Source organism: Streptomyces canus (assembly GCF_001514145.1).
Taxonomy (GTDB): domain Bacteria; phylum Actinomycetota; class Actinomycetes; order Streptomycetales; family Streptomycetaceae; genus Streptomyces; species Streptomyces canus.
Genome location: NZ_KQ948669.1, coordinates 137,934 through 161,916 on the forward strand (window position 1 = coordinate 137,934; position 23,983 = coordinate 161,916).

Here is a 23,983-nt window from a genome sequence, read left to right on the forward strand (position 1 = left end):
CTCAGATCAGGAAGTCCCGGCCGATCTGCTCCGCCACGTCCTCCAGGATCGGCCCCGCCTCGGTGATGCACCGCTGGATGTCGGGCTCGGCATCGGTGAGCGGGTAGACGCGGCGGATGCCCGCCCGGCCGAGGGCCTCCGGGGGCAGCGCGAGGCGGCCGCACACGGCGACGACCTCCTTGCCCTTGGCGCGGGCTGCCGCGGCGACGCCCGCCGGGGCCTTGCCGTGCAGGGTCTGCTCGTCGAGGGAGCCCTCGCCGGTGATCACCAGGTCCGCCCACTCCAGCGCGGGTGCGAAGCCCAGGACATCGAGCATGACCTCGATGCCGGGGCGGAACCGGGCGCCGAGGAGGAGGGCGCCGTAGCCGATGCCGCCGGCCGCGCCCGCACCCGGCGAGGCGGCGTACCCGGCGGCCTTCGCGCCGACGGCCTCCTCCAGCACCTTCGCGTAGTGGGCGAGGGCGCTGTCGAGGGCCTCGACGTCGTCCGGGGAGGCGCCCTTCTGCGGGCCGTAGACCGCGGGGGCGCCCTTGGGGCCGGTCAGCGGGTTGTCGACGTCGCTGGCCAGGATGAACTCGACGGACGCGAACCGCGGGTCCAGGCCGGACAGGTCGGCCGAGGCTAGATCGGCGAGGCCTCCGCCGCCCGGGGCCACGGGCTCGCCGTCGGCGTCCAGGAAGCGGGCGCCGAGCGCGGAGAGCATGCCGGCACCGCCGTCGGTGGTGGCGCTGCCGCCCACCCCGAACACGATCGTGCGGGCGCCGGCGTCCAGCGCGGCGCGCAGGAGCTCTCCGGAGCCGTACGTCGACGCCATGAGCGGGGCGAAGACGCCCGCCGGCAGTCGTTGCAGACCGCTGGCCTCGGCCATCTCGACGACGGCGGTGTCCCCGCGGACCGCGAAGGCGGCGGTGACCTCCTGCCCGAGGGGCCCGGCGACCGGCACTTCCCGGCGCTCGAAACCGGCCGCGACGGCCGCGGCGACGGTCCCGTCACCGCCGTCGGCGACGGGCAGTGCCTCGACCTCCAGACCCGGCACGACCCGGCGCAGCCCGGCCGTCACCCGCTCGGCGACCTGCACGGCCGTGAGCGAGCCCTTGAACTTGTCCGCGGCGATGAGCACGCGCAGTGTCACGTTTTCCCCTTGCTCTCCGGGCCTCGCGCACGTCAAGGCCAGTCGCGCCGCTGCGACCTTAACCGGAGACGCCCCCCGACGTCATGCACCGCCCGGTCCCTGAGAAGGGGGGCCTGTCGGTGCCGCGTCCCGTCAGCGCGGCTCGCGGATGCTGTCGATGACGCGGGTCCAGTTGTCGCTGCCGTGGCCGTTCTCGATCGCGCGTCGGTAATGGGCCTGCACGGCCAGGGGGAGAGCGAGGTCGAGGCCGAGGGACCTGCTGGTCTCGACGATGTGGTCGGACGTCGCGCCCATCATGGTGACCGTGCTGAGGTCGCCGGGATGCTCCCCGGCGTCCAGCGCGGCTCCGGGGGTCTCCTCCCCGGCCCTCAGGATGGCGCCGATCGTGTCGGTGAAGGTGAGCAGCTCCGGCAGGGCTTCCGTGGCCTTCATCCCCGCGGTGCCCAGCATCGCGGTGGCGTGCATCAGTGCGGACAAGGTGGTGAGGAACACCGCGAGCTGCGCTTGGTACATCATCTGGGCGAGGCCCGGATCCTCGCCCAGATACCTCGGCGCGCCGAGCTTCGCCAGCCTCGCCCGATGGTGCTCCATCACCTCGCCGGGGCCGCTGTAGTAGACATGGGCCGCCTCCGTGCCGACCATCGGCGCCGGGACCATGACACCACCGGTGAGGAACGCGGCGCCGTGGCCCGCCGCCCAGGTCGCCGCCTCGCGGGTACGGTCGGGCGTGTCCGAGCTCAGGTTGACCAGCGTCCGGCCGGCGAGTAACGCGGTGGAGCCGTCGAGGATGTCGTACATCGCCCGGTAGTCGGTGAGGCTGAGGATCACGAGGTCACTCGCTTCGACGGCCTCGCCGGGTGTCGCCACGCGCGTCGCTCCCTCGGCGACCACGCCGTCGGCCCGGCCGGCGGTGCGGTTCCAGACGGTGACGGGATGGCCGGCGGTGAGGAGGGTGCGGGTCATCGCCTGGCCCATCGGGCCGAGCCCGATCACGGTGACAGCGTTGCCCTGCGTGCTGGTGGGGTTCTGGTGTGCGTTCACGCCTCCATCCTGGAAGAGCGCCCCACAGCTCGGAAGTACCCACTATTTTCTGCGGTACTTACCTTTTAGTAAGGGGGGTCACTGATGGCCAAAGGACCGAGGCGCGGGCCGTACATCTGCGGGATCGACGCCGCGCTGGACGTGGTGAGCGGGAAGTGGAAGGGGCTCATCCTCTGGGAACTCGACACTCATCGGGTACGCCGCTTCGCCGAGCTCCGGCGCGGTCTGCCCGGAGTGAGCGAAAAGATGCTGACCCAGCATCTGCGGGAGATGGAGGCAGACGGACTCGTCCACCGGGAGGTGTACGCCGAGGTGCCACCGCGGGTGGAGTACTCCCTGACCGCGGACGGGCGCACGCTCCATCAGGCGCTCGGGCCACTCGGCGTCTGGGGGACCGAGCGGACGCGCCGCGAAGGCCTCGAAAAGGTCGACGTGGCCGAGACCTCCCCCGGCAGGGCATGAACCGGTCCCGCGGCCGGAGCTACGACACCACCACCTCGGAGGGGGACTGTGCGGGTCTCCGGAATCGGGTACACCGGAGCTATGACCCCTGTGGGCACCGAACCAGAGCTCGCCGACCGCATCCTCGGGGGCTGGCTCGGCCGGATCGCGGGCAACATGCTCGGCAAGCCGGTCGAGCAGGGCGACCTGTGGACGCGGGACCGGATCGACCGCTATCTCCGGCAGGCCGCCGCCCTGCCGCTGACCGACTACCTTCCCGAACCCGTCGGCGAGAGCGACGGCTTCGAGCTGCGGCCCGAGTGGCGCGAGTGCGTGCGCGGCCGCATCCACGGCAGCTGCCGCGACGACGACGTCGACTACGCCATCCTCGGCCTCGACCTCCTGGAGACCCACGGCTTCGGCTTCAGCACCGAACAGGTGGGCGATCTGTGGCTGCTGAGGCTGCCGTATCTGCAGACGTTCACGGCCGAGCGGGCCGCCTATCGCAATCTCGCCAACGGGCTGAAACCGCCGCTGACGGCGACGTACGACAACCCCTGCCAGGAGTGGATCGGCGCCCTCATCCGGGCCGACATCTACGGCTGGACCTGCCCCGGCGACCCGCGCCGCGCAGCCTCCCTGGCCCGTCGTGACGCGGTGCTCTCGCACACCGGCAACGGCGTGTACGGGGCGATGTGGGCGGCGGCGCTGATCTCGGCGGCGTTCACGGCCGGCACCGTGCGGCAGGCCGTGGACCAGGCGCTCGCGGTGATCCCCGCGAGCAGCCGCCTCGCGCGCACGGTACGCCGGGTGGTGTCCCTGCACGACACCCGGATGACCTGGGAGGACACCCTGACGACGGTCTCGGAGGAGACAGCCGGGCTCGGCTGGATCCACACCATTCCGAACGCGGCCGTCCTGACCGCCGGACTGCTCTACGGCGACGGCGACTTCACCCGCACCATCACCCTCACCGTCCGCGGCGGTCTGGACACCGACTCGAACGGAGCCACGGCCGGTTCGGTGGCCGGGGTGCTCACCGGCGCGGACGCGATCCCCGACCAGTGGAAGGAGCCGCTGGAGGACCGGGTGCGCAGCGCGGTGTTCGGGTTCGACGGGGTGCACATCAGCGAACTGGCCGAACGGACGGTGCGGTTGGCGGGGGCCCAGGCGGAGGCCTGAGGCCACCGGGACGAGGCGTGGTTACCCTTCGAGGATGACCACCACCCCTGACTTCGCCACGTACATCGCCGGTCTTCCCCGGATCCTCGCCGGTGCCGCCGCCCTCTTCCGTGACGCCTCGGGCCGGGTCCTGCTCGTCGAGCCCAACTACCGTGAGGGCTGGGCGCTTCCGGGCGGCACGATCGAGTCCGACGAGGGCGAGACCCCGCGCCAGGGCGCGCGTCGCGAGACGCTCGAGGAGATCGGGCTCGACCGCGACCTCGGCCGGCTGCTCGCGGTGGACTGGGTGTACCGGCCGACCTGGCCGCCCCTGGTGGCCTACCTCTACGACGGCGGCATCCTCACCGAGGACGACCTCAAGTCGATCCGCCTCCAGGAGGAGGAGCTGCTGTCCTGGCGCCTCGTGCCGCACGAGGAGCTGGCCGAGTATCTGCCCGACGGCCTCGGCCGTCGGGTCCTGGCCGCGCTGGACGTGCTGGCGGACGGGTCGGGGACGCTGGAGCTGGAGAACGGGCGCCGGGTGGGTTGATTCCAGCGCGCTGTCGGCGCTCATGCCTGCTCGCGCCCAGGCGGATGGATATCCGGTCGCCGCACCCGGATCACCCGTCCTACCCTCGGCACCATGACCAAGCCTCTCGTCGCGCTCCTCAGCGGCGCCGGAATCTCCACCGACTCCGGGATCCCCGACTACCGTGGCCCGAACGGCCTGTGGCGGAAGGATCCCGAGGCCGAGAAGCTTGTGACGTACGACTACTACATGGGCGATCCGGAGATCCGCCGCCGCTCGTGGCAGATGCGGCGCGCGAACCGGACCCTGAAGGCCGAGCCCAACGCCGCGCACGTGGCGGTGGCCGAGCTGGAGAGGTCCGGGGTGCCGGTGCGGGTGATCACACAGAACGTGGACGGGCTGCACCAGCTCGCCGGGATGCCCGCCCGCAAGGTCCTCGAACTGCACGGCACCGCACGGCAGGTGGTGTGCACGAAGTGCCACGCCCGCGGACCGATGGAGGACGCCCTCGAACGCGTCGAGGCCGGCGAGGCGGATCCGCCGTGCCTGACCTGCGGCGGCATCCTCAAGTCGGCGACCGTGATGTTCGGCGAGCGCCTCGACCCCGTCGTCATGGGCGAGGCCGTCGCCATCACCAAGGCCTGCCAGGTGTTCGTCGCCGTCGGCACCACCCTCCAGGTCCAGCCGGCTGCGGGTCTCGCGGGTGTCGCCGCCGACCACGGCGCCCGTCTCGTCATCGTCAACGCGGACCCGACACCGTACGACGATCAGGCCGACGAGGTGATCCGCGAACCGATCGGCACGGCGCTGCCCGAACTCATGCACAGGATCAGGTCGTTCGGGGAGCTGTGATCGATGCCGAGAGCTACTACCCGATGGCATGGAGGACGGAGTCACCGATCGGCCCCAGCCAGGCCGCGAACGAGGACAGGGCTCCTGCGAGGGTCCCGCCGGCGGTGACGGCAGCGCCTGCCGCGGTCACCAGCCTGGTGATCTGCACCAGACGCTGGGCCATGGTGGTGCGATCAGGAGACGGGGAAGCGAGTTCGGCATCCAGGGACGCGACTTCGGCGTTCACCTGGCTCGCGACATCGGGCGGGAGGGCCAGGCGGTCGAGTTCCGAACGCAGCAGACCGAGCATGGCACGCGGATCCGTGGCCATCGCGAATTGTCCGTGCTGGCCACCGTGAATGGTCTGGTCACCAGCGACGTTGTTGATGTTGCCCTGTTGGCTGCCGATATTGAAGCTCACTGGATGTCCCCTCGCCTGAATCAATGGCGGCGCACGGCCGCGTCGAACGAGCGTTGACGGGATGCGGCGATGACGTGCATCACCAGCCCGGTCATCATCAGGACCGTGCCGACGCCGGCGGCTGCCCAGCCGAGAAGGAACACCGGAAAGCCACCGATCTCCGTGCCGAACATATCTCCCGGGTCGGGCCATTCATTGGGATCCTCAGACACGGGATCCCCGATATGACCCATGAAGCGCAGAATTCCATAGGCGAAGACAGCGAAGCCGATCAAGAAGAGCACGAAACCGAACAGAATGATTCTTCGCGCTCTCGTGCGAGCTGCCGCGATCTGCCGGAGAAAGCTCTCCTGCCTTTGATCGACATACTGGTGCCCACCCACATTGTTGATGTGGGCACCGTACTGCTGACCCACATCGAATCGCGGGGCACTGTTCACTTCCGGCATCAGGACGGTGCCCTGTTCGGCTTCGCGCTCTTGCGGAGCACTGCCGGGCCATTCGTAACGAATGCTGACGCTCCCCAAGGTGAGGACATCCCCGTCGTGCAGCGTCTGTGGGGCGGCGAGAGGACGATCGTTCACCGAAGTGCCGTTGGCGGAACCGAGGTCTTCCAAGACCACGTTCGCTCCCGAACGACTCAGGATTGCGTGTCTGCCGCTCACATACGGATCGTCTATCCGAATGTCACAGCCGGGATCCCGGCCGAGGACCGACCTGGCAGCGGACAGACGGAGAGGGGATCCATTCAGGTGCGATGGATGAATGAACGTGAGCTGGGGACCGGAGCGATCTGGATAACTCGCCATGATCCCACCCCCGTGAGAACTAGACGGAGGAACCATTTTATCCGCGGCGGTATATCAATAACCCGCGCAGAGCCTGTCATTCATCACCATAATACACCGCGAAGTAGGAGAGTGCATGCCCGAGCTGAAGCGGCTGCGCGCCGAACACGCCCCGGCGGTCCTGGCCTTCGAGTTGGTCAACCGCGCCTTTTTCGCCGCGTCCGTCACCGACCGCGGCGATGCCTTCTTCGACCGGTTCGACGAGCGGTTCAACGCCTTGCTGGTCGAGCAGGAGACCGGCCTCTGCGCCTTTCACGTGCTGCTCGCCGAGGACGGCTCGGTACTCGGCCGGTTCAACCTCGTCGACATCGAGAACGGCACCGCGGACCTCGGTTACCGGGTCGCGCAACACGCCACCGGCCGCGGGGTGGCGACGGCGACGGTCCGCGAGCTGTGCCCTCTCGCGGCAACCCGGTACCGGCTGGACACCCTGTGCGCGGCCACCAGCCACGAGAACATCGCGTCCCAGAGGGTGCTGGCCAAGGCGGGCTTCACCCCGGCCGGCCCGGCGGACCCGGCCGACCTCGGCGGCAAGACCGGCATCCGGTACCGACGGGACCTGCGCGGCTGAGGGTCGCTCGGCACGGGGAAGCACCGGGTACCGGTCAGAACAGCGCCGCCCCGCGCTCGAAGTCCAGCAACCGCTGCTTGCGTTCCAGTCCGCCGCCGTAGCCCGTGAGGCTGCCGTCCGCGCCGACCACACGGTGGCAGGGGACGATGATGCCGATCGGGTTCCTGCCGTTGGCGAGGCCGACCGCGCGGGAGGCCTTGGGGTTGCCGAGGGCGTCGGCGAGTTCGCCGTAGGTGCGGGTCTCGCCGTGCGGGATCCGGCGGAGTTGTTCCCAGACCCTGCGCTGGAAGGCCGTTCCGTGCAGGCTCACTTCCAGGGTGAACTCCTTCAACTCGCCCTCGAAGTAGGCCGTCAGCTGGTCCTCGGCTTCCTTGGACCAGCCGTCGTCCGGCTCGCCGAAGGTCTTCTCGGGTGGGCGGTGGCGTTGGTCGGTCATGTAGAGGCCGCACAGGACGCCGTCGTCGGCGACGAGGGTCAGGGGGCCGTAGGGGCTGTCGATCACGGTGTGCTGTTTCACTGGACGTCCTTATACGGGCAGGAAGTTGATCGGGTGGCTGTCGGTCGCCCACAGGTACTGGACCGCGTAGGCCCGCCAGGGCCGCCAGGCCGCCGCCCGGGCCGTCAGCGCGGCCGGGGTGGAGGGAAGGCCCAACTCCTGGGCCGCGCGGCGGATTCCGAGGTCGGTGGGGAGGAAGGCGTCCGGGTCACCGAGGGCGCGCATGGCGATGACGTCGACCGTCCAGGGACCGAAGCCGGGGAGGCCGAGAAGGCGGGTCCGGGTCTCGGTCCAGTCGGTCTCCACCCCCAACTGGAGGGTTCCCTCGGCCAGTTCGCCGACCAGGGTGGTGAAGGTCGTGCGGCGGGTGCGGGGCATCGCGAGTGCGGCGGGGTCCACCGCGGCCAGTGCCTCGGGAGACGGGAAGAGGTGCGTCAGGCCGCCCTCGGGGTCGTCGACCGGTTCACCGTGGGCCGTGACCAGGCGTGCCGCGTGAGTGCGGGCCGCCGCCGTGGAGACCTGCTGGCCCAGCACGGCGCGTACGGCGAACTCCGCCTCGTCGACCGTACGGGGGACGCGTCGGCCTGGCGCCTTGTCCACCAGGGGCGCCAGGAGCGGGTCCGTGCGCAGCAGGTCGTCGATCGCGACGGGATCGGCGTCCAGGTCGAGCATGCGGCGGCAGCGGCTGATGGCGACGGTCAGGTCGCGCAGGTCGCTCAGCATCAACCGGCAGGCGATGTGGTCGGGCCGGGGCGTGAGGGCCACGATGCCGTGTCCGTACGGAAGCCGCAGCGTGCGTCGGTACGTACCGTCCCGCCACTCCTCCACCCCCGGGACGGCGGTGGCCGCGAGGTGGCCGAAGAGGTTGTCGGGGTTGAGGGGGACGCGGAACGGCAGGCGCAGGGACAGGAAGCCGGGGCTGTCCGGCGCGGACTTCTTCGCGGCGCGCGTGCGCAGGTCGCTCGGCGAGAGCGCGAAGACCTCGCGCACGGTGTCGTTGAAGGTGCGGATCGCGGAGAAGCCGGCCGCGAAGGCGATGTCCGCCATCGGGAGGGCGGTCGTCTCGATGAGGATCCTCGCCGTCTGGGCGCGCTGGGCCCGGGCGAGGGCGAGCGGGCCCGCACCGAGCTCGGCGAGCAGTTGGCGTTCGATCTGCCGGGCGCTGTAGCCGAGCCGGGCGGCGAGGCCGGGCACGCCCTCGCGGTCGACGACGCCGTCGGCGATCAGCCGCATCGCACGGGCCACGAGGTCGGCGCGCTGGTTCCACTCCGGGGAACCAGGGCTGGTGTCGGGCCGGCACCGCTTGCAGGCCCGGAAACCCGCCTGCTGGCAGGCGGCCGCGCTGGGATAGAAGGTCATGTTCTGGGGCTTGGGCGGTACGACCGGACAGCTCGGCCGGCAGTAGATGCGGGTCGTCAGGACCGCCGTGAAGAACCATCCGTCGAACCGTGCGTCCTTGGACTGCACGGCACGCACACAGCGCTCGGTCTCGGTGTACATCCCCGTCTGCATGCGTCCAGCATCGGCCACCGGCCGGGCCCGGGCTGGCGAGAATCCGACATCAACCTCGCGTGCCCTGGACCGGCACCTGGCCCGATCGCCACGCGGACTCGCGCAGCAGCCGCAGTCCGTTGAGGCCGACGAGGACCGTGGAGCCCTCGTGCCCCGCGACGCCGAGCGGGAGCGGGAGGTGGCCGAGGAGGTCCCACAGGACGAGTCCGGTGATGAAGGTACCCGCGATCACCAGGTTCTGGACGACCAGCCGGCGGGCGGCCCGGGACAGCCGAACGACCGAAGGGACGGTCGTGAGCTCGTCCCGTACGACGACCGCGTCCGCCGTCTCCAGCGCGAGGTCCGAACCCGCACGGCCCATGGCGAGGCCGGAGTGGGCGGCGGCGAGCGCGGGCGCGTCGTTGACGCCGTCCCCGACGAACAGCACCTTGCGCCCGGCGTCCTGAAGCTGTCGTACGGCGTCCACCTTGCCCTCGGGCAGCAGGTCCGCGCGGACGTCCACCAGGCCGGTGGCCTCGGCGACCCGCGCGGCCGCCCGGGCGTTGTCACCGGTGAGCAGGACGGGAGCCGTGCCGGTCAGGGCGGTGAGCGCGGCGGTGGTGGCGGGGGCGTGAGGGCGCAGGCGGTCGGTGAGGGCGAGGGTGCCGAGGGGGACGCCGTCGCCGGTCACCAGGACGACGGTGTCGCCGTCCTCGGTGCCGGGGACGCCGGTCGCATCGGCATCGGGACCGAGATCCACGCTGCCGGTCACCGGGTCACCCGCGCGCCCGACCCCGGTCACTCGCCCCCCGACCACCGCCGTCACCCCGCGCCCGGGCACGGCGGCGAAGTCCCGCGCGTCCGCAATCCGCAGCCCCCGCTCCCGCGCCGCCCTCACCACCGCACGCCCCAGCGGATGCTCGCTGGGGTGCTCGGCCGCGGCGGCCAGCGCGAGAAGGGCGTCCGGAGTCAGCCCGGAGCCCGGCAGCGGCCGTACGGCCGAGACCTCCGGTGTCCCCTCCGTCAGCGTCCCCGTCTTGTCGAGGGCTACGGCGTCCACCTCGCCCAGCCGCTCCATCGCCACCGCCGACTTGACCAGGACGCCGTGCCGCCCGGCGTTGGCGATGGCGGACAGCAGGGGCGGCATCGTCGCGAGGACCACCGCGCACGGCGAGGCGACGATCATGAAGGTCATCGCGCGCAGCAACGCGTCGGTGAGGCCGGCGCCGAAGATCAGCGGCACGCCGAACACGGCGAGCGTGGCGGTCACCATCCCCAGCGCGTACCGCTGCTCGACCTTCTCGATGAACAACTGTGTCGGCGCCTTGGTGCGGGAGGCCTCCTCGACCAGGGTCACGATGCGGGCGATCACGGAGTCGGCGGGGTCGCGCTCGACGCGGACGCGCAGCACGCCGGTGCCGTTGAGGGTGCCGGCGAAGACCTCGTCGCCGGGGCCCTTGGTGACCGGGAGGGGTTCGCCGGTGATGGTGGCCTGGTCGGCCTCGCTCGCCCCGTCCAGGACCCGTCCGTCCGCGCCGATGCGCTCGCCCGGCCGGATCAACAGGACGTCCCCCACGGCGAGTTCACTCGTCGGGACCGGTTCCTCGCCGTGCTCCGTCACCCGGGTCGCCATCGAGGGCGCGAGATCGAGCAGGCCGCGTACCGAGTCGGCGGTGCGGGCGGTGGCCAGTGCCTCCAGCGCACCGGACGTGGCGAAGATGACGATCAGCAGGGCGCCGTCCCGGACCTGTCCGATCGCGGCCGCGCCCAGCGCGGCGACGATCATCAGCAGGTCGACGTCCAGAGTTCTGCCGCGCAGCGCCCTGAGCCCCTCGAGGGCCGGCTCCCAGCCGCCGGTGACATAGGCGACCGCGTACAGCGGACCGTACGCCCACCACGGCAGGCCACCGAGGTCCAGGGCGAGGGCCACCAGGAAGGCGACGGTCGACGCCAGCGCCCAGCGGGCCTCGGGCAGTGCCAGGACGCGGGTGCGGCGGCGGGGTGCCTGGCGGGCGGGCGAGGGGACACGAACGGGGGTGAGGGTCGTGGACACCGGGACCACCATACAGGAACACATGAAGACTCGTTCATCTGTTCATGTGCGGTGGGTAAGATACCGCCCATGGGTCATGGAGCCGTCACCACCGCGCAGGAAACCGCCGAGCGCGTACGTCTGGACACGGCCAACGTGGCGAAGGTGGCCACCACCCTCCAGGCCCTGTCCACCCCCTCCCGGCTGCTGATCCTCGCGAGGCTGCGCGAAGGACCGCTGCCGGCCACGGAGCTGGCCGCCGAGGTGGGCATGGAGCAGTCGGCGTGCTCGCACCAGTTGCGGCTGCTGCGCAACCTGGGGCTCGTCGTGGGCGAGCGCCAGGGCCGGTCGGTGGTGTACGCACTGCACGACCACCATGTCGCCGAGCTGCTCGACCAGGCCGTGTACCACGTCGAACACCTACGGCTCGGACTCAGTGACGCCACCGAGTGAGCCGCCGCGGCGTCTGATGTGGCCTCTGTACGCGGCCGGGTTCACCACCGCCTTGGGCGCGCACGGCATCGCCGCGAACCTCGGCGCGGACTCGGCGGACGCGGTCACCTCACTGCTCGTGCTCGGCGGGCTGCTCGCGCTGTACGACGGCGCCGAAGTCGTCCTCAAGCCGGTCTTCGGCACGATCGCCGACCGGATCGGGGCCCGCCCCGTGCTCCTCGGCGGACTGGTGGCCTTCGCCGTCGCGTCCGCGCTCTACGCCCTCGCCGACAGCCCCGGCTGGCTGTGGGCCGCGCGGCTCGGGCAGGGCGCGGCGGCCTCCGCCTTCTCCCCCGCCGCGTCCGCGCTGGTGGCCCGGCTGAATCCGGCCGCCAAACGCGGGCGGGCTTTCGGGAGTTACGGCTTCTACAAGTCCGTCGGCTACACCCTGGGCCCGCTCCTCGGCGGGGTGCTGGTGTGGGCGGGCGGGCTGCGGCTGCTGTTCACGGTGCTGGCGGTGCTGGGTGCGGCCGTGGCGGTGTGGGCGCTGATCGCCGTACCCGTCGTACCGCCCCTCCCCCGGGCCCGGCAGACGGTCCTCGACCTGGCCCGGCGGCTGGCCGACCCGGTGTTCCTGGTCCCGACGGCCGCGCTCGCCGGGGCGACCGCCGCGCTCTCGGTGGGCGTGGGCTTCCTGCCCGTGTCGGGCGCGGTGGCGGGGCTCGGCACGGTGGCGACGGGTGCCGCGGTGTCGGTGCTCGCGGCCTGCGCGGCGGTCGTACAGCCGCGCGCCGGGCGGGCGCTGGACGCGGGGCGGCTCACGGTACGGGGTGGGCTGACCGCAGGACTGCTGCTGGCGGCGGCCGGTCTGGGCTGCGCGATGCTGCCGGGGCTCGCGGGTGTGCTGCTGGGGGCCGCGCTGATCGGCGTCGGAACGGGGCTGATCACCCCGCTGGGGTTCGCGGCGCTCGCGGCCTCGACTCCGGCGGAACGGCTGGGGCAGACGATGGGGGCGGCCGAGCTGGGACGCGAACTCGGAGACGCCGGCGGGCCGTTGCTGGTCGCCGGGGTGGCCGCGGCGGCGAGTCTGACGTACGGGTACGGGGTGCTGGCGGTCCTCCTCGCGTGCGGTCCGGTGGTGGCTGTGGCCCTGCGTCGCCGACGTGGGTGAGGAGTTCCCGGGAGTCCGGGGCCGCCCCACCCACGCGGTGCGCTAGGCGGAGGCCGTCGGCCGCCGTGAGGCCGCCGTCGCGCTGGCCACATCCGTCAGCGGACGCAGCCGGTACGTGTACGAGTAGTCCCGGTTGGCGAACAACTTGTACTCGTCGTGGGTGTGCGCGCCCCAGCTGTTGTCGCCGCCGACGCCCATCTGCCGGTGGTTCACCCGCAGGACGACCGCGTCGCGCGGGGTGAGCTGGTAGTCGTGGCGCACCCCGCCGGACAGGTCCTCCGGGGTGAAGTGCGAGGCGTTGACCTCCAGGAGGGGCTCACCGGAGACCAGCAGTCCCACGCCGTCGCGGCCGGTCAGGGCGGCCCAGCGGACGTCGGTCTTGTTGCCGTTCTCCTGCGGGCGGATGTAGGGGGTCCACTGCTCGGCGACGGTCCCGGAGTAGAGCCCCACGTCCGTACCGTCGTTGCGGTCCCAGTGGTTCTCCTCGGGTCCGCGGCCGTAGTAGTGCAGCCGGTCCAGGCGGCGCGGCAGGAACAGGATCGTGCCGACCTCCGGGATGTACGGCAGTGAACTCGCCCCCGGGCGCAGGGTGTTGTCGACCTTGATCTCGCCGTTGCCGAAGACGGTGTAGGTCGTGGTGTACGCCGACTCGGTCGTCGTCGGCAGGGCGCCGCTCACCTTGATCTCGACGGCCCGGTCCCGCAGCGCCCGCACGCTCACGTCGGTCACCTTGCGGTTCGTGCCGGCGTCGCGCCAGGTCTGGTTGCGGGTGTGCTGCCCGTTGCCGTGATCGTTGTCGATGGGCGCCCGCCAGAAGTTGGGCACGGGTCCGGCGGTGAGCAGGCGGGTGCCGTGGGCCTGGTACGACGTGATGGTCCCGCTGCTCCTGTCGACGGTGACGGAGAAGTCCTTGCCCGTGACGGTGACTTGACCGGAGGCGTCCTCGTACGTCAGTGCCGGGACCTTCGCGAGCGGCACCGGGGTCACCGCCGGACTGTCCACGTCGACGGCGAGCTGCTGCTTGGCCACCTCGAAGCCGGCTCTCGCCCAGGGGGTGGACTCCTTGGTGGTGAAGGAGAGGTGGAGGAAGTACTCGGTGCCGGGCGCGGGGGCGCTCGGGAGCTTGTACGGGACGGTGATGGCCTTGCTCGACAGCGGCGCCAGATTCAGCTGCTCCCGTGTCAGCTTCCCGCGCTGCACCACCCTCCCGTCGGCAACGAGTGTCCAACTTCCGTCGAGTGCACGGAGGTTGGTGAAGAGGTACTCATTGGTCAGGGTCACCGACCCGTCCGCGGCCCAGGACGCGTTGACCGCCTGGTAGATCTGCTTGACCTCGGCGGCCTTGCCGGTGTGGCCACGGTCGGCGGTGACGATGCCGTCGGCGACGAAGGCACCGTCGTTGGGGTTGTCGCCCCAGTCGCCGCCGAAGGCGAAGAAGGTCTTCTGGGCGGGCCGCTTCTCGGTGAGCCCCACGGTCGCCGCGTCGAACCAGAACCGCACGCCCTCGTCGCCGGGCCCCCGGCTGTCGGAGGCCAGTTCGGCGGCGGTCAGGGCACGGCCATACACGCGTGCCTTCCTGATCGAGCCGCTGAACTCCCTTGTGGGGTTGTCGACATCGACGGCCAGCGCGAGGGGTGCGGTGTTGCTGCTGGGCCGCTGCGTGGTGGTCCTGGTCGCCCTGACCTGGCCGTCCACATGGAGCGTCAGCGTGCCCGCGGCCGCGTCGAAGACACCGGCGACATGGTGTTCCCGGCCCGTCCAGTCGTCCGGGAGCGCCCAACTGGCCGTGATCCACTGACCGCCGCCGTAGAGGAAGAACTCCAGTGTCCTTCCGGACTGTTTGAGGGCGTACTGGGTGTCACCCTTGGCGACGATCGGCTGGTGATAGCCCGTCACCTTCGGGGTGACCCAGGCCTCCAGGGTCAGCGAACCGGTGAGGTCGAGGCTCTTGTCGCGGGCGAAGACCGTGGCACCGGAAACGCCCTTGCCGCGGTCGAACCTGGCGCTCGCGGGCAGGACTTCGCCCTTCAGCGCACCGGGCCCGCTCTCGGTCAGCACCTGGCGCACCGGGACGGGCTCGCTGAGGGACTGGTCGACGAAGTCCCAGATCCAGCCGCCCTGGAGGACGGGGTAGCGGCGGACGATGTCCCAGTACTTCTTGAAGTTGCCGTTGGAGTTCCCCATCGCGTGGCAGTACTCGATCATCACGTACGGCCGGGTGTCGGAGGTGTCCTTGGCGCGCTGCTCGACGCGTGCGGGGCTCTCGTACATCTCCGAGCGGATGTCGCTGATGGTGGGCCGGTCGTCGCCCTCGTACTGGACGACGCGGGTGGTGTCGTACGACTTGATCCAGTCCCGCATGTTCACGAAGGTGCTGCCGCCGCCCGCCTCGTTGCCGAGGGACCAGATCACCACCGAGGCGTGGTTCTTGTCGCGGTGGACCATGTTCTGGGCGCGGGCCACACAGGCCGCGCTCCAGTCGGGGTGGTTGCCCGGGTACTCGTCGCGGATGCCGTGCGTCTCCAGGTTGGTCTCGTCGACGAGGTAGAGGCCGTACTCGTCGGCGAGTTCGAGCCACAGCGGGTTGTTGGGGTAGTGGGAGGTGCGGACCGAGTTGATGTTCAGCCGCTTGATGATCGTGATGTCCTTCACGAGGTCCGCGCGGGTGAGCGCGGTGCCGCGGTCGGGGTGCATCTCGTGGCGGTTGGTGCCCCGGAAGGAGACGGGTTCGCCGTTGATGCGCATCAGCCCGTCCTTCAGGGCGAACTCACGCAGGCCGACGCGGTGCGAGAGCGTCTCGATCACCTTGCCCGCGGGGTCGCGCAGCCGCAGGACGGCGGTGTAGAGGTTCGGGTGTTCGGCCGACCACAGCTTCGGGGCGGGCACCGCCTTGGCCGCCTGTACGGTCGTCTCGTCGCCGGCGTCGAGCGCGACGGCCTGCTGGAGGGGGCGGGACCAGACCGCGTGGCCGCCCGAGTCGTACAACTGTGTCTCGACCGTGTAGCGGCCCTGGTTGCCGCCGCCGTAGTCCCGCACGCTCGCGGTGACCGAGAGCTCGGCGGACGTGTAGTCGTCGCCGAGCGGGGTGTCCAGCTTGAAGTCGCGCAGGTGGACGGCCGGGGTGGAGTAGAGGTAGACCGAGCGGAAGATGCCGCTCAGCCGGATCATGTCCTGGTCCTCCAGCCAGTCGCCGTCGGAGTAGCGGTAGACCTCGACCGCGATCTGGTTCGTGCCCGGCTTGAGGTGCGGGGTGATGTCGTACTCGGCGGGCGTGTAGGAGTCCTCGTGGTAGCCGACGAGTTCACCGTTGATCCACACGTAGTGGGCGGACTTGACGCCCTCGAAGTGCAGGAAGGTCCGCCGCCCCGACCAGTCTTTCGGGACGGTGAAGGTGCGCCGGTACTGGCCGACGGGGTTGTAGCGGGTCGGGGCGGCGGGCGGCTGTGCCTCCTCGCCGAGGCCGTTGGGGCCCCACCAGGGGTAGGTGATGTTGATGTAGATCGGGAAGTCGTAGCCATGCACCTGCCAAACCGAGGGGACGGGAAGGGTGTCCCAGTCCGTGTCGTCCACGTCGGTGCGGTAGAAGTCGGTGTCGCGGTCGGCGGGACGGTCGGCGTAGGCGAACTTCCATGTGCCGTCGAGACTCAGCCGGTACGGCGAGCGGGTGCGGTCGGCCGCGAGCGCCTGGCCGACATCGGCGTACGGCATGAGGGTGGTGTGCGGGGGCTGGGTGCCCACCCGGAAGAGATCGATGGCGCCGTTCCACTCCGGGGCGCCCCCCGCCGCGTGGCCGCGACCGGCCAGGGGACCGGAGGAGAGGGCGAGGGCGCCGAGGACGGCGGCCCCCGACTCCAGCAGACGCCGGCGGCTGATGGGGGCAGGCAGATACGGGTGGGGCATCGGTGGAACCTTCCTCGGGACGACAGTGCGGTGTACGTACTGAGGGAGCGTCAATTCCTGTGCGCTATTGGTGACTTTGAGGCACAGGATGCGACTCAACCTAGATCCCGAAGACTGGCGAGGCAATGACTCTGTCGGACTTTGTGGGGTCCTGGGGACATGACGACATGCGGCACCCCCGCGTGCGCTCACGCGGGGGTGCCGGGGGAAGCCGTGGCGTCAGCCGGCGGCCGGCAGGGAGGGCAGTCCGCCGCCGAGGAGCCCGGTGACGGCTCCGACCACGGAGCCCAGGAGGCCGGTGACCGAGCCCACCACACCGCCCAGATCCAGCGAGGTCAGTGACGTGAGCAGGTCGTCGACCGCGGACTGGAGCGCGGCCAGGAGGTCGGAGACCGGGTCGGCCGCAGCCGCGGCCCGGTCCGTGTCGCTCAGCTTTCGCAGCTGTTCCTGGACCTCGGCGTTCGCCGCCTTCACGGCCTTCGCGTGGGCGGCCGCCTCGCTCGCGTCGAGGTGGCTGCCGTCCAGGGCGGTGATGCCGGTGACGGCGTCCAGGAGGGGCTGGAGGACGCTGCCGTGCGCGGAGCGGTCCAGTACGTCGAGGCGGTCCGTCAGGGTGTCCATGTCGTCGGTGCCGTACCAGGTGGCCGCCTGAGCCACACCGTGGTCCGACGCGCCGCGGCCCGCGTCGACGACGGCGGCCGCGGTGCCGACCGGGCCGAGGATCAGCGCGGTGCAGACCAGCGTCGGCAGGAGGAGGCCGCGGGAGACGAGGGGGCGCATGCAGGGTCCTTTCGAAGGGTTTCCTTTGGCCCACCGTGAGAATCCCCTCCGCACCTCGCAACCGGTCACGAGGCCCACACTCGGACGAGCATCACGCACCGAGGCGCCCCTGACCAGCGGTTTTCCCCCACCTGCACCCCCACTTTCGGCGCCTGCGGCCATTCGGCCGTCAGAGTAGGAGCCCGGCGAGGTCAGTCGACCTGCCGCGCGAACGCCTGGTACGCCTTCTCGTCGAACAGCACGAACCGGGCCTCCTCGACCGCGGTCTCCGTCTCCCGTACGGTCTCCACGGCGATCCGGGCGGCGTCGTCGATCGGCCAGCCGTAGATGCCGGCCGAGACGGCAGGGAAGGCGACGGTCCGAGCGCCCAATTCGTCGGCGACGCGCAGCGACTCCCGGTAGCAGGAGGCCAGCAGGTCCGAGCGGTCCTCCTCCTGGCTGTAGCGGGGGCCGACGGTGTGGATCACCCAGCGCGCGTCCAGGTTGCCCGCGGTGGTGGCGACCGCCTTTCCGGTGGGGAGCCCCTTGCCGTAGTGACCGGCGCGCAACTTGCGGCAGTCCGCCAGGATCGCGGGGCCGCCACGGCGGTGGATGGCGCCGTCGACTCCTCCGCCGCCGAGGAGGGAGGAGTTCGCGGCGTTGACGATCGCGTCGGCGCTCTCTCGGGTGATGTCGCCCTGGACGAGCCTGATGGTGGTCATTACCACCACTCTTCCAGCCCGCCCCGTCGGGGGCAGCCCGGTCAGATCTGCTGTCGCAGCCTCCGCCATACGGCTTTCGCGGCGTTGTGGCCCGACATGCCGTGCACGCCCGGTCCCGGTGGGGTCGCCGACGAGCAGATGAAGACGGCCGGGTGAGGGGTGCCGTACGGGAACAGGGAGAGCTTGGGGCGCAGCATGACCTGGAGTCCGCTGACCGCGCCGGAGCCGATGTCGCCGCCGACGTAGTTGGCGTTGCGGGCGAACAGTTCGGGCGGGCCGGCGGTGGCCCGGGCCAGGACGCGGTCGCGGAACCCCGGGGCGAAACGCTCCAGTTGGCGCTCCATGGCGTCGGTGAGGTCGCCGGTCCAGCCGCTGGGCACGTGGCCGTAGGCCCAGAACACGTGCTTCCCGGCGGGGGCCCGGCCGGGGTCGACGACGCTGGGCTGCACCGTGATCATGAACGGCCTGTCGGGTGCCCGGTCCTCCCGGGACGCGGCGCGCAGGGCGGTGCCGATCTCCGCGCTGTCGGCGCCGATCTGCACGGTGCCCGCGGCGCGCGCTTCCTTCGCGGTCCATGGCACGGGGCCGTCGAGGGCGTAGTCGACCTTGAAGACGCCCGGGCCGTAGCGGTAGCCCTCGTAGTAGTTGCCGAAGCCGGCGATGCGGGCCAGGGCGGTGGGCGAGGTGTCGAAGACGTACGCGCGCGCGGGCGGCAGGTCGTCGAGCCGCTTGACCTCGTAGTCGGTGTGGACGGTGCCGCCGAGGTCCTTGAGGTACGCGGCGAGCGCGTCCGAGATGGACTGGGAGCCACCGCGGGCCACGGGCCAGCCGCGGGCGTGTGCGGCGAGGGCGAAGACCAGGCCGATGGCGCCGGTGGCGATCCCGCCGAGCGGGGCCATGACATGCGCGACGAGCCCGGCGAACAGGGTCTTCGCGCGCTCGTCGCGGAACCGGCGCATCAGCCAGGTCGACGGGGGCAGGCCGACGAGACCGAAGCGGGCGAGGGTGACCGGGTCACGGGGCAGCGCGGTCGCGGGCAGGGACATGAAGTCGCGGGCCAGGGTGTCCCACCGAGGCAGGAACGGCTCGACGAGCCTCCGGTAGGTCCCCGCGTCCCGCGGCCCGAACGAGGCGGCCGTCTCGGCGACCGACCTCGACAGCACGGCGGCGGTGCCGTCGGTGAAGGGGTGTGCCATGGGCAGCTCGGCATGCAGCCACTCCAGGCCGTAGCGCTCCAGGGGCAGGGCACGGAACGCCGGGCTGTTGATGCCGAGGGGGTGGGCCGCGGAACACGGGTCGTGCAGGAAGCCAGGGAGGGTCAGCTCCTCGGTGCGGGCTCCCCCGCCCACGGTGCCGCGCGCCTCGAAGACGGCCACGGAGAAGCCGCGGCGGGCCAGCTCCACGGCAGCCGTCAGTCCGTTCGGCCCCGCACCCACTACGACCGCATCGAGCATCGACGGCACCTTCGGACCCCTTCGTCAGCCGATGGCCAGAGGATCAGGATATGCCGGGGGACCGACAGTCTCGGGGTTCGGGGGTAAGTCGGGGGCGGTTCGGGGTTCCGGGGCCGCCGCGGTCCGGTTCGGCGCCCGATTCGAGGGTCGGAGGTAAAACGGGGCTGGTTCGGGTTCCGGGGCCGCTCCGGCCCGACTCCGGCGCCCAACTCAGGGTCCGGGATAAAACGGGCCCCGTTCAGGACCCGGGACTGCTCCGGCCCGACTCCAGCGCCCGACTCAGGGGTCCGGGATAAGCCGGGGCACGGTTCGGGCTCCGGGCCGCTCCGGCTCCGGCTCGCACAGCCCTGGCCGCCCGGCCTGGGCCCCGCCCGCCCCCGCGGTCGTGTCAGGCCTCGGCTGCCAGCAGCGCCCGCACCCTGCGGGCCGTCGCCGCGTCGCGGGCGGCGGTGAAGGGGAGGGTGTTGCCGCCCTTGATGCGGAACGGTTCGCCGGTGAGGGTCAGGTGGGCCCCGCCCGCCTCCTCGACCAGCAGCAGGCCCGCCGCGTGGTCCCAGGCTGCCTCCCAGGAGAAGGCGACGGCGTCCGACTCGCCGCGGGCGACGGCGAGATACTCCAGGCCGGCCGAGCCGCACGCCCGCGGTGCGACGCCGTCCGTCCACAGTCCCAGCAGGCCGCGCTTCTGCTCGTCCGTCGTGTAGTCCGGGTGGGAAGTGGCCACTTGGAGGTCGCGGCCCGGGGCGGGGACGCCCGCGTACAGCCGCTCGCCGTCGAGGAACGCGCCCCGGCCGCGTATCGCCGTGGCCAGTTGGTCCCGGGCCGGGGCGTAGGTCCAGGAAGCGAGCAGCACACCGCTTTTCGCCAGCGCGATCAGCATGCAGAAGCCGGGGTCCCCGTGCACGAACTGCCGGGTGCCGTCGACCGGGTCGACGATCCAGACCGGGGTGTCGCCCTGCAGCGCCTCGTACGACGCCGGGTTGGCATGGACCGCCTCCTCGCCAACCACGACCGAGCCGGGAAGCAGGGCGCCGAGCGTCTCGGTGAGATACCGCTCGGCCAACCGGTCGGCGTCCGTCACCAGGTCGTGCGGCCCGGCCTTCTGGTCGACCTCGTGCGCGGCGAGCCGCCGGAAGCGCGGCATGACCTCGGCCGCGGCGGCCTTGCGCACCGCCTCTTCCACGTCGTCCGCGTGCCGGTCGAGAAACTCGTCGATGGTTTCCGTGTCTTCGATCATGACTCCATGAGAGCACGCGGGACTGACAATCCCCACCCGCCCGATGGAGGGGGAGTGGAATCGCCGTGAACACCGGGATCCGGAAGCAACGACGCATATATCGGGGCAAATTACGCAATCAGCATGTGAGACGCAGACCTCGTCCACACCCGCGGGCCCCGCGCAGCCCCGTCACCGCCCCACCGCATACCCCTGCATTCCCCGCGGATTGGCCCCCGCCGACAGCACCCCCGTCTCCGGGTCCCGGGCCACCGCGCACAAGCGTCCCTCCGACCACGGCTCTCCCACCGTCAGGTCGTGCCCCCGCCGCCGTAGCCCTTCGATCACCTTGGAATCCGTCCGCGCCTCCACCGTGACGCTCCCCGGCCGCATCCCCCGCGGATAGAACGACCCCGGGAAGCTGTCGTTGTGCCAGTTCGGGGCGTCGATCGCGCCCTGGAGGTCGAGGCCGCCACGGACCGGGGAGCGCAGGGCGAGGGCCAGGAAGAAGTGGAGCTGCCACTGGTCCTGCTGGTCTCCGCCCGGCGTGCCGAAGGCCAGCACCGGCACTCCGTCGCGCAGGGCGATCGAGGGGGTGAGGGTGGTGCGGGGGCGGCGGCCGGGAGTGAGGGAGTTGGGCAGGCCCTCCTCCAGCCAGGTCATCTGGAGCCGGGTGCCCAGGGGGAAGCCCAGTTCGGGTACGACGGGGTTGGACTGGAGCCATCCCCCGCTGGGCGTGGCGGCCACCATGTTGCCCCAGCGGTCGACGACGTCGAGATGGCAGGTGTCGCCCCGGGTCGTGCCGTCGGGGCCGACCACGGGCTCACCCGGCACGGGCGACGTGGGGTTCTTCGCGACCGTCGGCTCCCCCACGCCCATCGGGCTGAACCCGGGCTCGTCGGTGACGACCACGCACGCGTGCGCGCTCAGCCGGGGATCACGCCCACCGGGACTGCCCGGCCGGAGCTCGTGGGAGGCCTTGTCGCCGACGAGCTCACGGCGTCCCGCGTTGTACTGCGCCGACAACAGCTCATCGAGCGGCACTTCGGCCGCGTCCCCGTACCAGGCCTCCCGGTCGGCCATCGCCAGCTTGCAGCCCTCGACCAGCAGATGGACGTACTCGACGGACCCGTAGCGCGGCAGCTCGGGCGGCAACAGCGCGAGCTGCTGGAGGAGGACCGGGCCCTGGCTCCAGGGGCCGGCCTTGCAGAGGGTCCAGCCGTTCCAGTCGTACGTCGCCGGCGCCTCGTAGGTCGCGGACCACCCGGCGAGATCCGCGGCCGTGAGCGTGCCGGTGTGCCGGGAGCCGCTGGTGTCCATGGTGGGTCGCCGCGCCTGCCGTACGAGCGCCTCGGCGATGAATCCGGTACGCCACACCTCACGCGCCGCGTCGATCTGCGCGGCCCGGTCGCCCGCCCCCGCCACCCCGTCGATCAGCCGCTTCCAGGTGGCGGCCAGGGCGGGGTTGCGGAACAACTCGCCGGGCCGCGGGGCCTTGCCACCCGGCAGGTACACCTCCGCCGACGAGGTCCACTCCGTCTCGAACAGCTCCCGCACACTCTCGACGGTCGCGCCGACGTTCTCCACGGGCGCGTGCCCGTCCTCGGCGTACCCGATGGCGTACTTGAGGACATCGGCGAGTGACTTGGTGCCGTGATCGCGCAGCAGCAGCATCCAGGCGTCGAAGGCGCCCGGGACGGCTGCGGCGAGGGGGCCGGTCCCGGGGACGAGATCCAGGCCCAGCCCCTGGTAGTGGGCCACGGTCGCCCCGGCGGGCGCGACGCCCTGCCCGCACAGCACCCGCACTTCCCCACCGGCGGGCGCGAGCAGGATCGGCACCTCACCGGCGGGCCCGTTGAGGTGCGGCTCGACGACGTGCAGCACGAAGGCCCCGGCCACCGCCGCGTCGAACGCGTTGCCGCCGTCCTCCAGCACCGCCATCGCCGACTGCGAGGCCAGCCAGTGGGTGGAGGACACCATGCCGAAGGTGCCTTGAAGAGTGGGACGGGTGGTGAACACGCCTTTCACCTCGCACTTTCCGCGCATCGGCCGGACCTCTCCCCGACAGGCTATCGATCACCCTTCGCAGGTCGGCACCACGGGAGGTGAGCGTGCTGGGTCTCGCAACGCACCGGCGACCGGACTACGAAGACTTTGCGATCGCACGAGAAGTCCATGAACCACCCCTCACCTGCACGGAGTCCCTTTTGCCCGGCCGTAAGGACCGCCGGTAACGCCGAGTTCACCGGACGCCTCTTCCCGCGCGTTCTACGCGCGTGGTGCCATGCGGATGCCCGCGCCCCCCACGCGGGCACCAACTCGACCAGGAGTCACGCATGTTGTGGAAGGTCCTCACCCGTACCGGTGTCGCTGTCGCCGCCGGTGCCGCCGTGTTCGCCGCCTCCGTCCCCGCCAGTGCCGCGAGTTACACCGCCTTCGCCTTCTCGCAGAGCGGCAGTCAGCCCACGATCTACGACTTCGTCAACTCGGCGACCACCTCCCTCGACATGACCATGTACGAGCTCGAGGACACCACGGCCGTCAACGACCTGATCGCCCTCAAGAACAAGGGCGTCACCGTGCGGGTCGTCCTGGACCGTGCGCACCAGAGCGCCAACAGCTCCGCCTACACGGCACTGACGAACGCCGGCGTAGGGGTGGTGTGGTCGCCGTCGAGCTTCGTCTACACGCACCAGAAGACGATCACCGTGGACGCAACCAAGTCGCTGGTCCTCACCGGCAATCTCACCTCCCAGTACTACTCCACCGGCCGTGACTACGGCGTCTTCACCGACGACACCCGCGATGTCGCCGCGATCGAGAAGGTCTTCGCCGCGGACTACGCCGGCACCTCGGTCACCCCCACCGACGGCGACCACCTGCTCTGGTCCCCCACCGATTCCCGCAGCCGTCTGCTGTCCGTCGTCAACGCCGCCACCAAGACGCTCGACGTCGAGGAACTGGAGTTCAGCGACAGCACGGTGGTGAACGCCATCGCGGCGCGCGCGAAGGCGGGGGTGAAGGTACGGGTGGTGCTGGAGACCCCGGGCGACTACGCGAGCGAGGTCTCCGAGATCGAGGCGGCAGGCGGGACCGTCGTCGGGTACTCCGACCCCGACGGCTTCTACATCCACGCCAAGGCCATGGTCGCCGACTACGGACTCGCCACCCAGGAAGTGGAGGCCGGCTCCATGAACATCAGCAGCAACTCACTTTCCAGCAACCGCGAGTTGGGCATCATCCTCACCGGCACCGGGGTGGCGCAGTCCGTGGCCACCACGGTCGAGGCGACGTTCAACAGTGACTACTCGGGCGGTACGGCCGCCTAGTCACCCCCG

Annotated in this window: 21 protein-coding genes; 8 read left to right on the forward strand and 13 right to left on the reverse strand. The window is 71.2% G+C overall.

What is annotated here, in order from left to right:
* Position 1: 1 nt before the first annotated feature.
* Both AQJ46_RS36180 and AQJ46_RS36185 read right to left on the reverse strand, forming a co-directional pair.
* Positions 2-1,120 carry a glycerate kinase gene (locus AQJ46_RS36180; protein ID WP_059209698.1) on the reverse strand — a complete coding sequence of 373 codons (1,119 nt, stop codon included), beginning with the start codon at positions 1,118-1,120 and terminating at the stop codon, positions 2-4.
* 144 nt (positions 1,121-1,264) lie between these two features.
* The gene (locus tag AQJ46_RS36185) at positions 1,265-2,173 is read right to left on the reverse strand and encodes an NAD(P)-dependent oxidoreductase (protein ID WP_059209583.1); all 909 of its coding nucleotides are present in this window, start codon (positions 2,171-2,173) and stop codon (positions 1,265-1,267) included.
* A gap of 84 nt (positions 2,174-2,257) precedes the next feature.
* Here AQJ46_RS36185 and AQJ46_RS36190 point away from each other — a divergent pair, with 84 nt between their 5' ends.
* From AQJ46_RS36190 to AQJ46_RS36205, 4 genes are all read left to right on the forward strand, one after another.
* Positions 2,258-2,635, forward strand: a complete 378-nt coding sequence (locus AQJ46_RS36190) for a winged helix-turn-helix transcriptional regulator (protein WP_059209584.1) — start codon at positions 2,258-2,260, stop codon at positions 2,633-2,635.
* Positions 2,636-2,716: 81 nt separating this feature from the next.
* Complete coding sequence (locus AQJ46_RS36195) at positions 2,717-3,796, forward strand: ADP-ribosylglycohydrolase family protein (RefSeq protein WP_059209585.1); 1,080 nt, start codon at positions 2,717-2,719, stop codon at positions 3,794-3,796.
* A 34-nt stretch (positions 3,797-3,830) separates the two neighbouring features.
* A complete protein-coding gene (locus AQJ46_RS36200) occupies positions 3,831-4,325 on the forward strand; it encodes an NUDIX domain-containing protein (protein ID WP_059209586.1) in 495 nt (164 codons plus the stop codon).
* A gap of 93 nt (positions 4,326-4,418) precedes the next feature.
* On the forward strand, positions 4,419-5,156 hold the full coding sequence (locus tag AQJ46_RS36205) for an SIR2 family NAD-dependent protein deacylase (protein WP_059209587.1): 738 nt from the start codon (positions 4,419-4,421) through the stop codon (positions 5,154-5,156).
* A 16-nt stretch (positions 5,157-5,172) separates the two neighbouring features.
* Here AQJ46_RS36205 and AQJ46_RS36210 read toward each other — a convergent pair whose 3' ends face one another.
* Both AQJ46_RS36210 and AQJ46_RS36215 read right to left on the reverse strand, forming a co-directional pair.
* Positions 5,173-5,556 (reverse strand): hypothetical protein, encoded by a 384-nt coding sequence (locus AQJ46_RS36210; protein WP_059209588.1) that lies wholly within the window; start codon positions 5,554-5,556, stop codon positions 5,173-5,175.
* Between the two features lie 20 nt (positions 5,557-5,576).
* A complete protein-coding gene (locus AQJ46_RS36215) occupies positions 5,577-6,401 on the reverse strand; it encodes an FHA domain-containing protein (protein WP_079072557.1) in 825 nt (274 codons plus the stop codon).
* A gap of 79 nt (positions 6,402-6,480) precedes the next feature.
* Between AQJ46_RS36215 and AQJ46_RS36220 the strand changes: the two genes are divergently transcribed.
* Positions 6,481-6,975, forward strand: a complete 495-nt coding sequence (locus tag AQJ46_RS36220; RefSeq protein WP_059209590.1) for a GNAT family N-acetyltransferase — start codon at positions 6,481-6,483, stop codon at positions 6,973-6,975.
* 34 nt (positions 6,976-7,009) lie between these two features.
* Here the strand turns inward: AQJ46_RS36220 and AQJ46_RS36225 are convergent, their stop codons facing one another.
* Genes AQJ46_RS36225 through AQJ46_RS36235 form a run of 3 tightly spaced genes read right to left on the reverse strand, consistent with a single transcriptional unit; the run spans position 7,010 to position 11,027 of the window.
* The gene (locus AQJ46_RS36225; protein WP_059209591.1) at positions 7,010-7,492 is read right to left on the reverse strand and encodes a methylated-DNA--[protein]-cysteine S-methyltransferase; all 483 of its coding nucleotides are present in this window, start codon (positions 7,490-7,492) and stop codon (positions 7,010-7,012) included.
* A gap of 9 nt (positions 7,493-7,501) precedes the next feature.
* Positions 7,502-8,983, reverse strand: coding sequence for an AlkA N-terminal domain-containing protein (locus AQJ46_RS36230; protein ID WP_282691528.1), 1,482 nt, complete (start codon positions 8,981-8,983; stop codon positions 7,502-7,504).
* A gap of 49 nt (positions 8,984-9,032) precedes the next feature.
* Complete coding sequence (locus AQJ46_RS36235) at positions 9,033-11,027, reverse strand: heavy metal translocating P-type ATPase (RefSeq protein ID WP_167368250.1); 1,995 nt, start codon at positions 11,025-11,027, stop codon at positions 9,033-9,035.
* Between the two features lie 57 nt (positions 11,028-11,084).
* On the opposite strand from AQJ46_RS36235, the gene AQJ46_RS36240 reads away from it, so the two are divergent.
* Positions 11,085-11,447: an ArsR/SmtB family transcription factor gene (locus AQJ46_RS36240; protein ID WP_059209592.1), complete on the forward strand. Its 363-nt coding sequence runs from the start codon at positions 11,085-11,087 to the stop codon at positions 11,445-11,447.
* A gap of 16 nt (positions 11,448-11,463) precedes the next feature.
* The gene (locus AQJ46_RS36245) at positions 11,464-12,597 is read left to right on the forward strand and encodes an MFS transporter (protein WP_059209593.1); all 1,134 of its coding nucleotides are present in this window, start codon (positions 11,464-11,466) and stop codon (positions 12,595-12,597) included.
* Positions 12,598-12,639: 42 nt separating this feature from the next.
* On the opposite strand, the gene AQJ46_RS36250 is transcribed toward AQJ46_RS36245, so the two are convergent.
* The 6 genes from AQJ46_RS36250 to AQJ46_RS36275 all read right to left on the reverse strand — a co-directional run bounded on the left by AQJ46_RS36250 (position 12,640) and on the right by AQJ46_RS36275 (position 22,664).
* On the reverse strand, positions 12,640-16,497 hold the full coding sequence (locus tag AQJ46_RS36250) for a glycoside hydrolase family 2 TIM barrel-domain containing protein (RefSeq protein ID WP_059209594.1): 3,858 nt from the start codon (positions 16,495-16,497) through the stop codon (positions 12,640-12,642).
* Between the two features lie 219 nt (positions 16,498-16,716).
* A complete protein-coding gene (locus AQJ46_RS36255; protein ID WP_059209595.1) occupies positions 16,717-17,277 on the reverse strand; it encodes a hypothetical protein in 561 nt (186 codons plus the stop codon).
* Between the two features lie 191 nt (positions 17,278-17,468).
* The gene (locus AQJ46_RS36260) at positions 17,469-17,978 is read right to left on the reverse strand and encodes an O-acetyl-ADP-ribose deacetylase (protein WP_059209596.1); all 510 of its coding nucleotides are present in this window, start codon (positions 17,976-17,978) and stop codon (positions 17,469-17,471) included.
* A 41-nt stretch (positions 17,979-18,019) separates the two neighbouring features.
* Complete coding sequence (locus AQJ46_RS36265) at positions 18,020-19,432, reverse strand: phytoene desaturase family protein (RefSeq protein ID WP_059209597.1); 1,413 nt, start codon at positions 19,430-19,432, stop codon at positions 18,020-18,022.
* 388 nt (positions 19,433-19,820) lie between these two features.
* The gene (locus AQJ46_RS36270) at positions 19,821-20,666 is read right to left on the reverse strand and encodes an inositol monophosphatase family protein (protein ID WP_059209598.1); all 846 of its coding nucleotides are present in this window, start codon (positions 20,664-20,666) and stop codon (positions 19,821-19,823) included.
* 171 nt (positions 20,667-20,837) lie between these two features.
* Positions 20,838-22,664: a gamma-glutamyltransferase family protein gene (locus AQJ46_RS36275; RefSeq protein ID WP_059209701.1), complete on the reverse strand. Its 1,827-nt coding sequence runs from the start codon at positions 22,662-22,664 to the stop codon at positions 20,838-20,840.
* A gap of 317 nt (positions 22,665-22,981) precedes the next feature.
* On the opposite strand from AQJ46_RS36275, the gene AQJ46_RS36280 reads away from it, so the two are divergent.
* Entirely contained in the window at positions 22,982-23,974 is a 993-nt protein-coding gene (locus AQJ46_RS36280) for a phospholipase D-like domain-containing protein (RefSeq protein ID WP_059209599.1), read from the forward strand.
* The last annotated feature ends 9 nt before the right edge of the window (positions 23,975-23,983 follow it).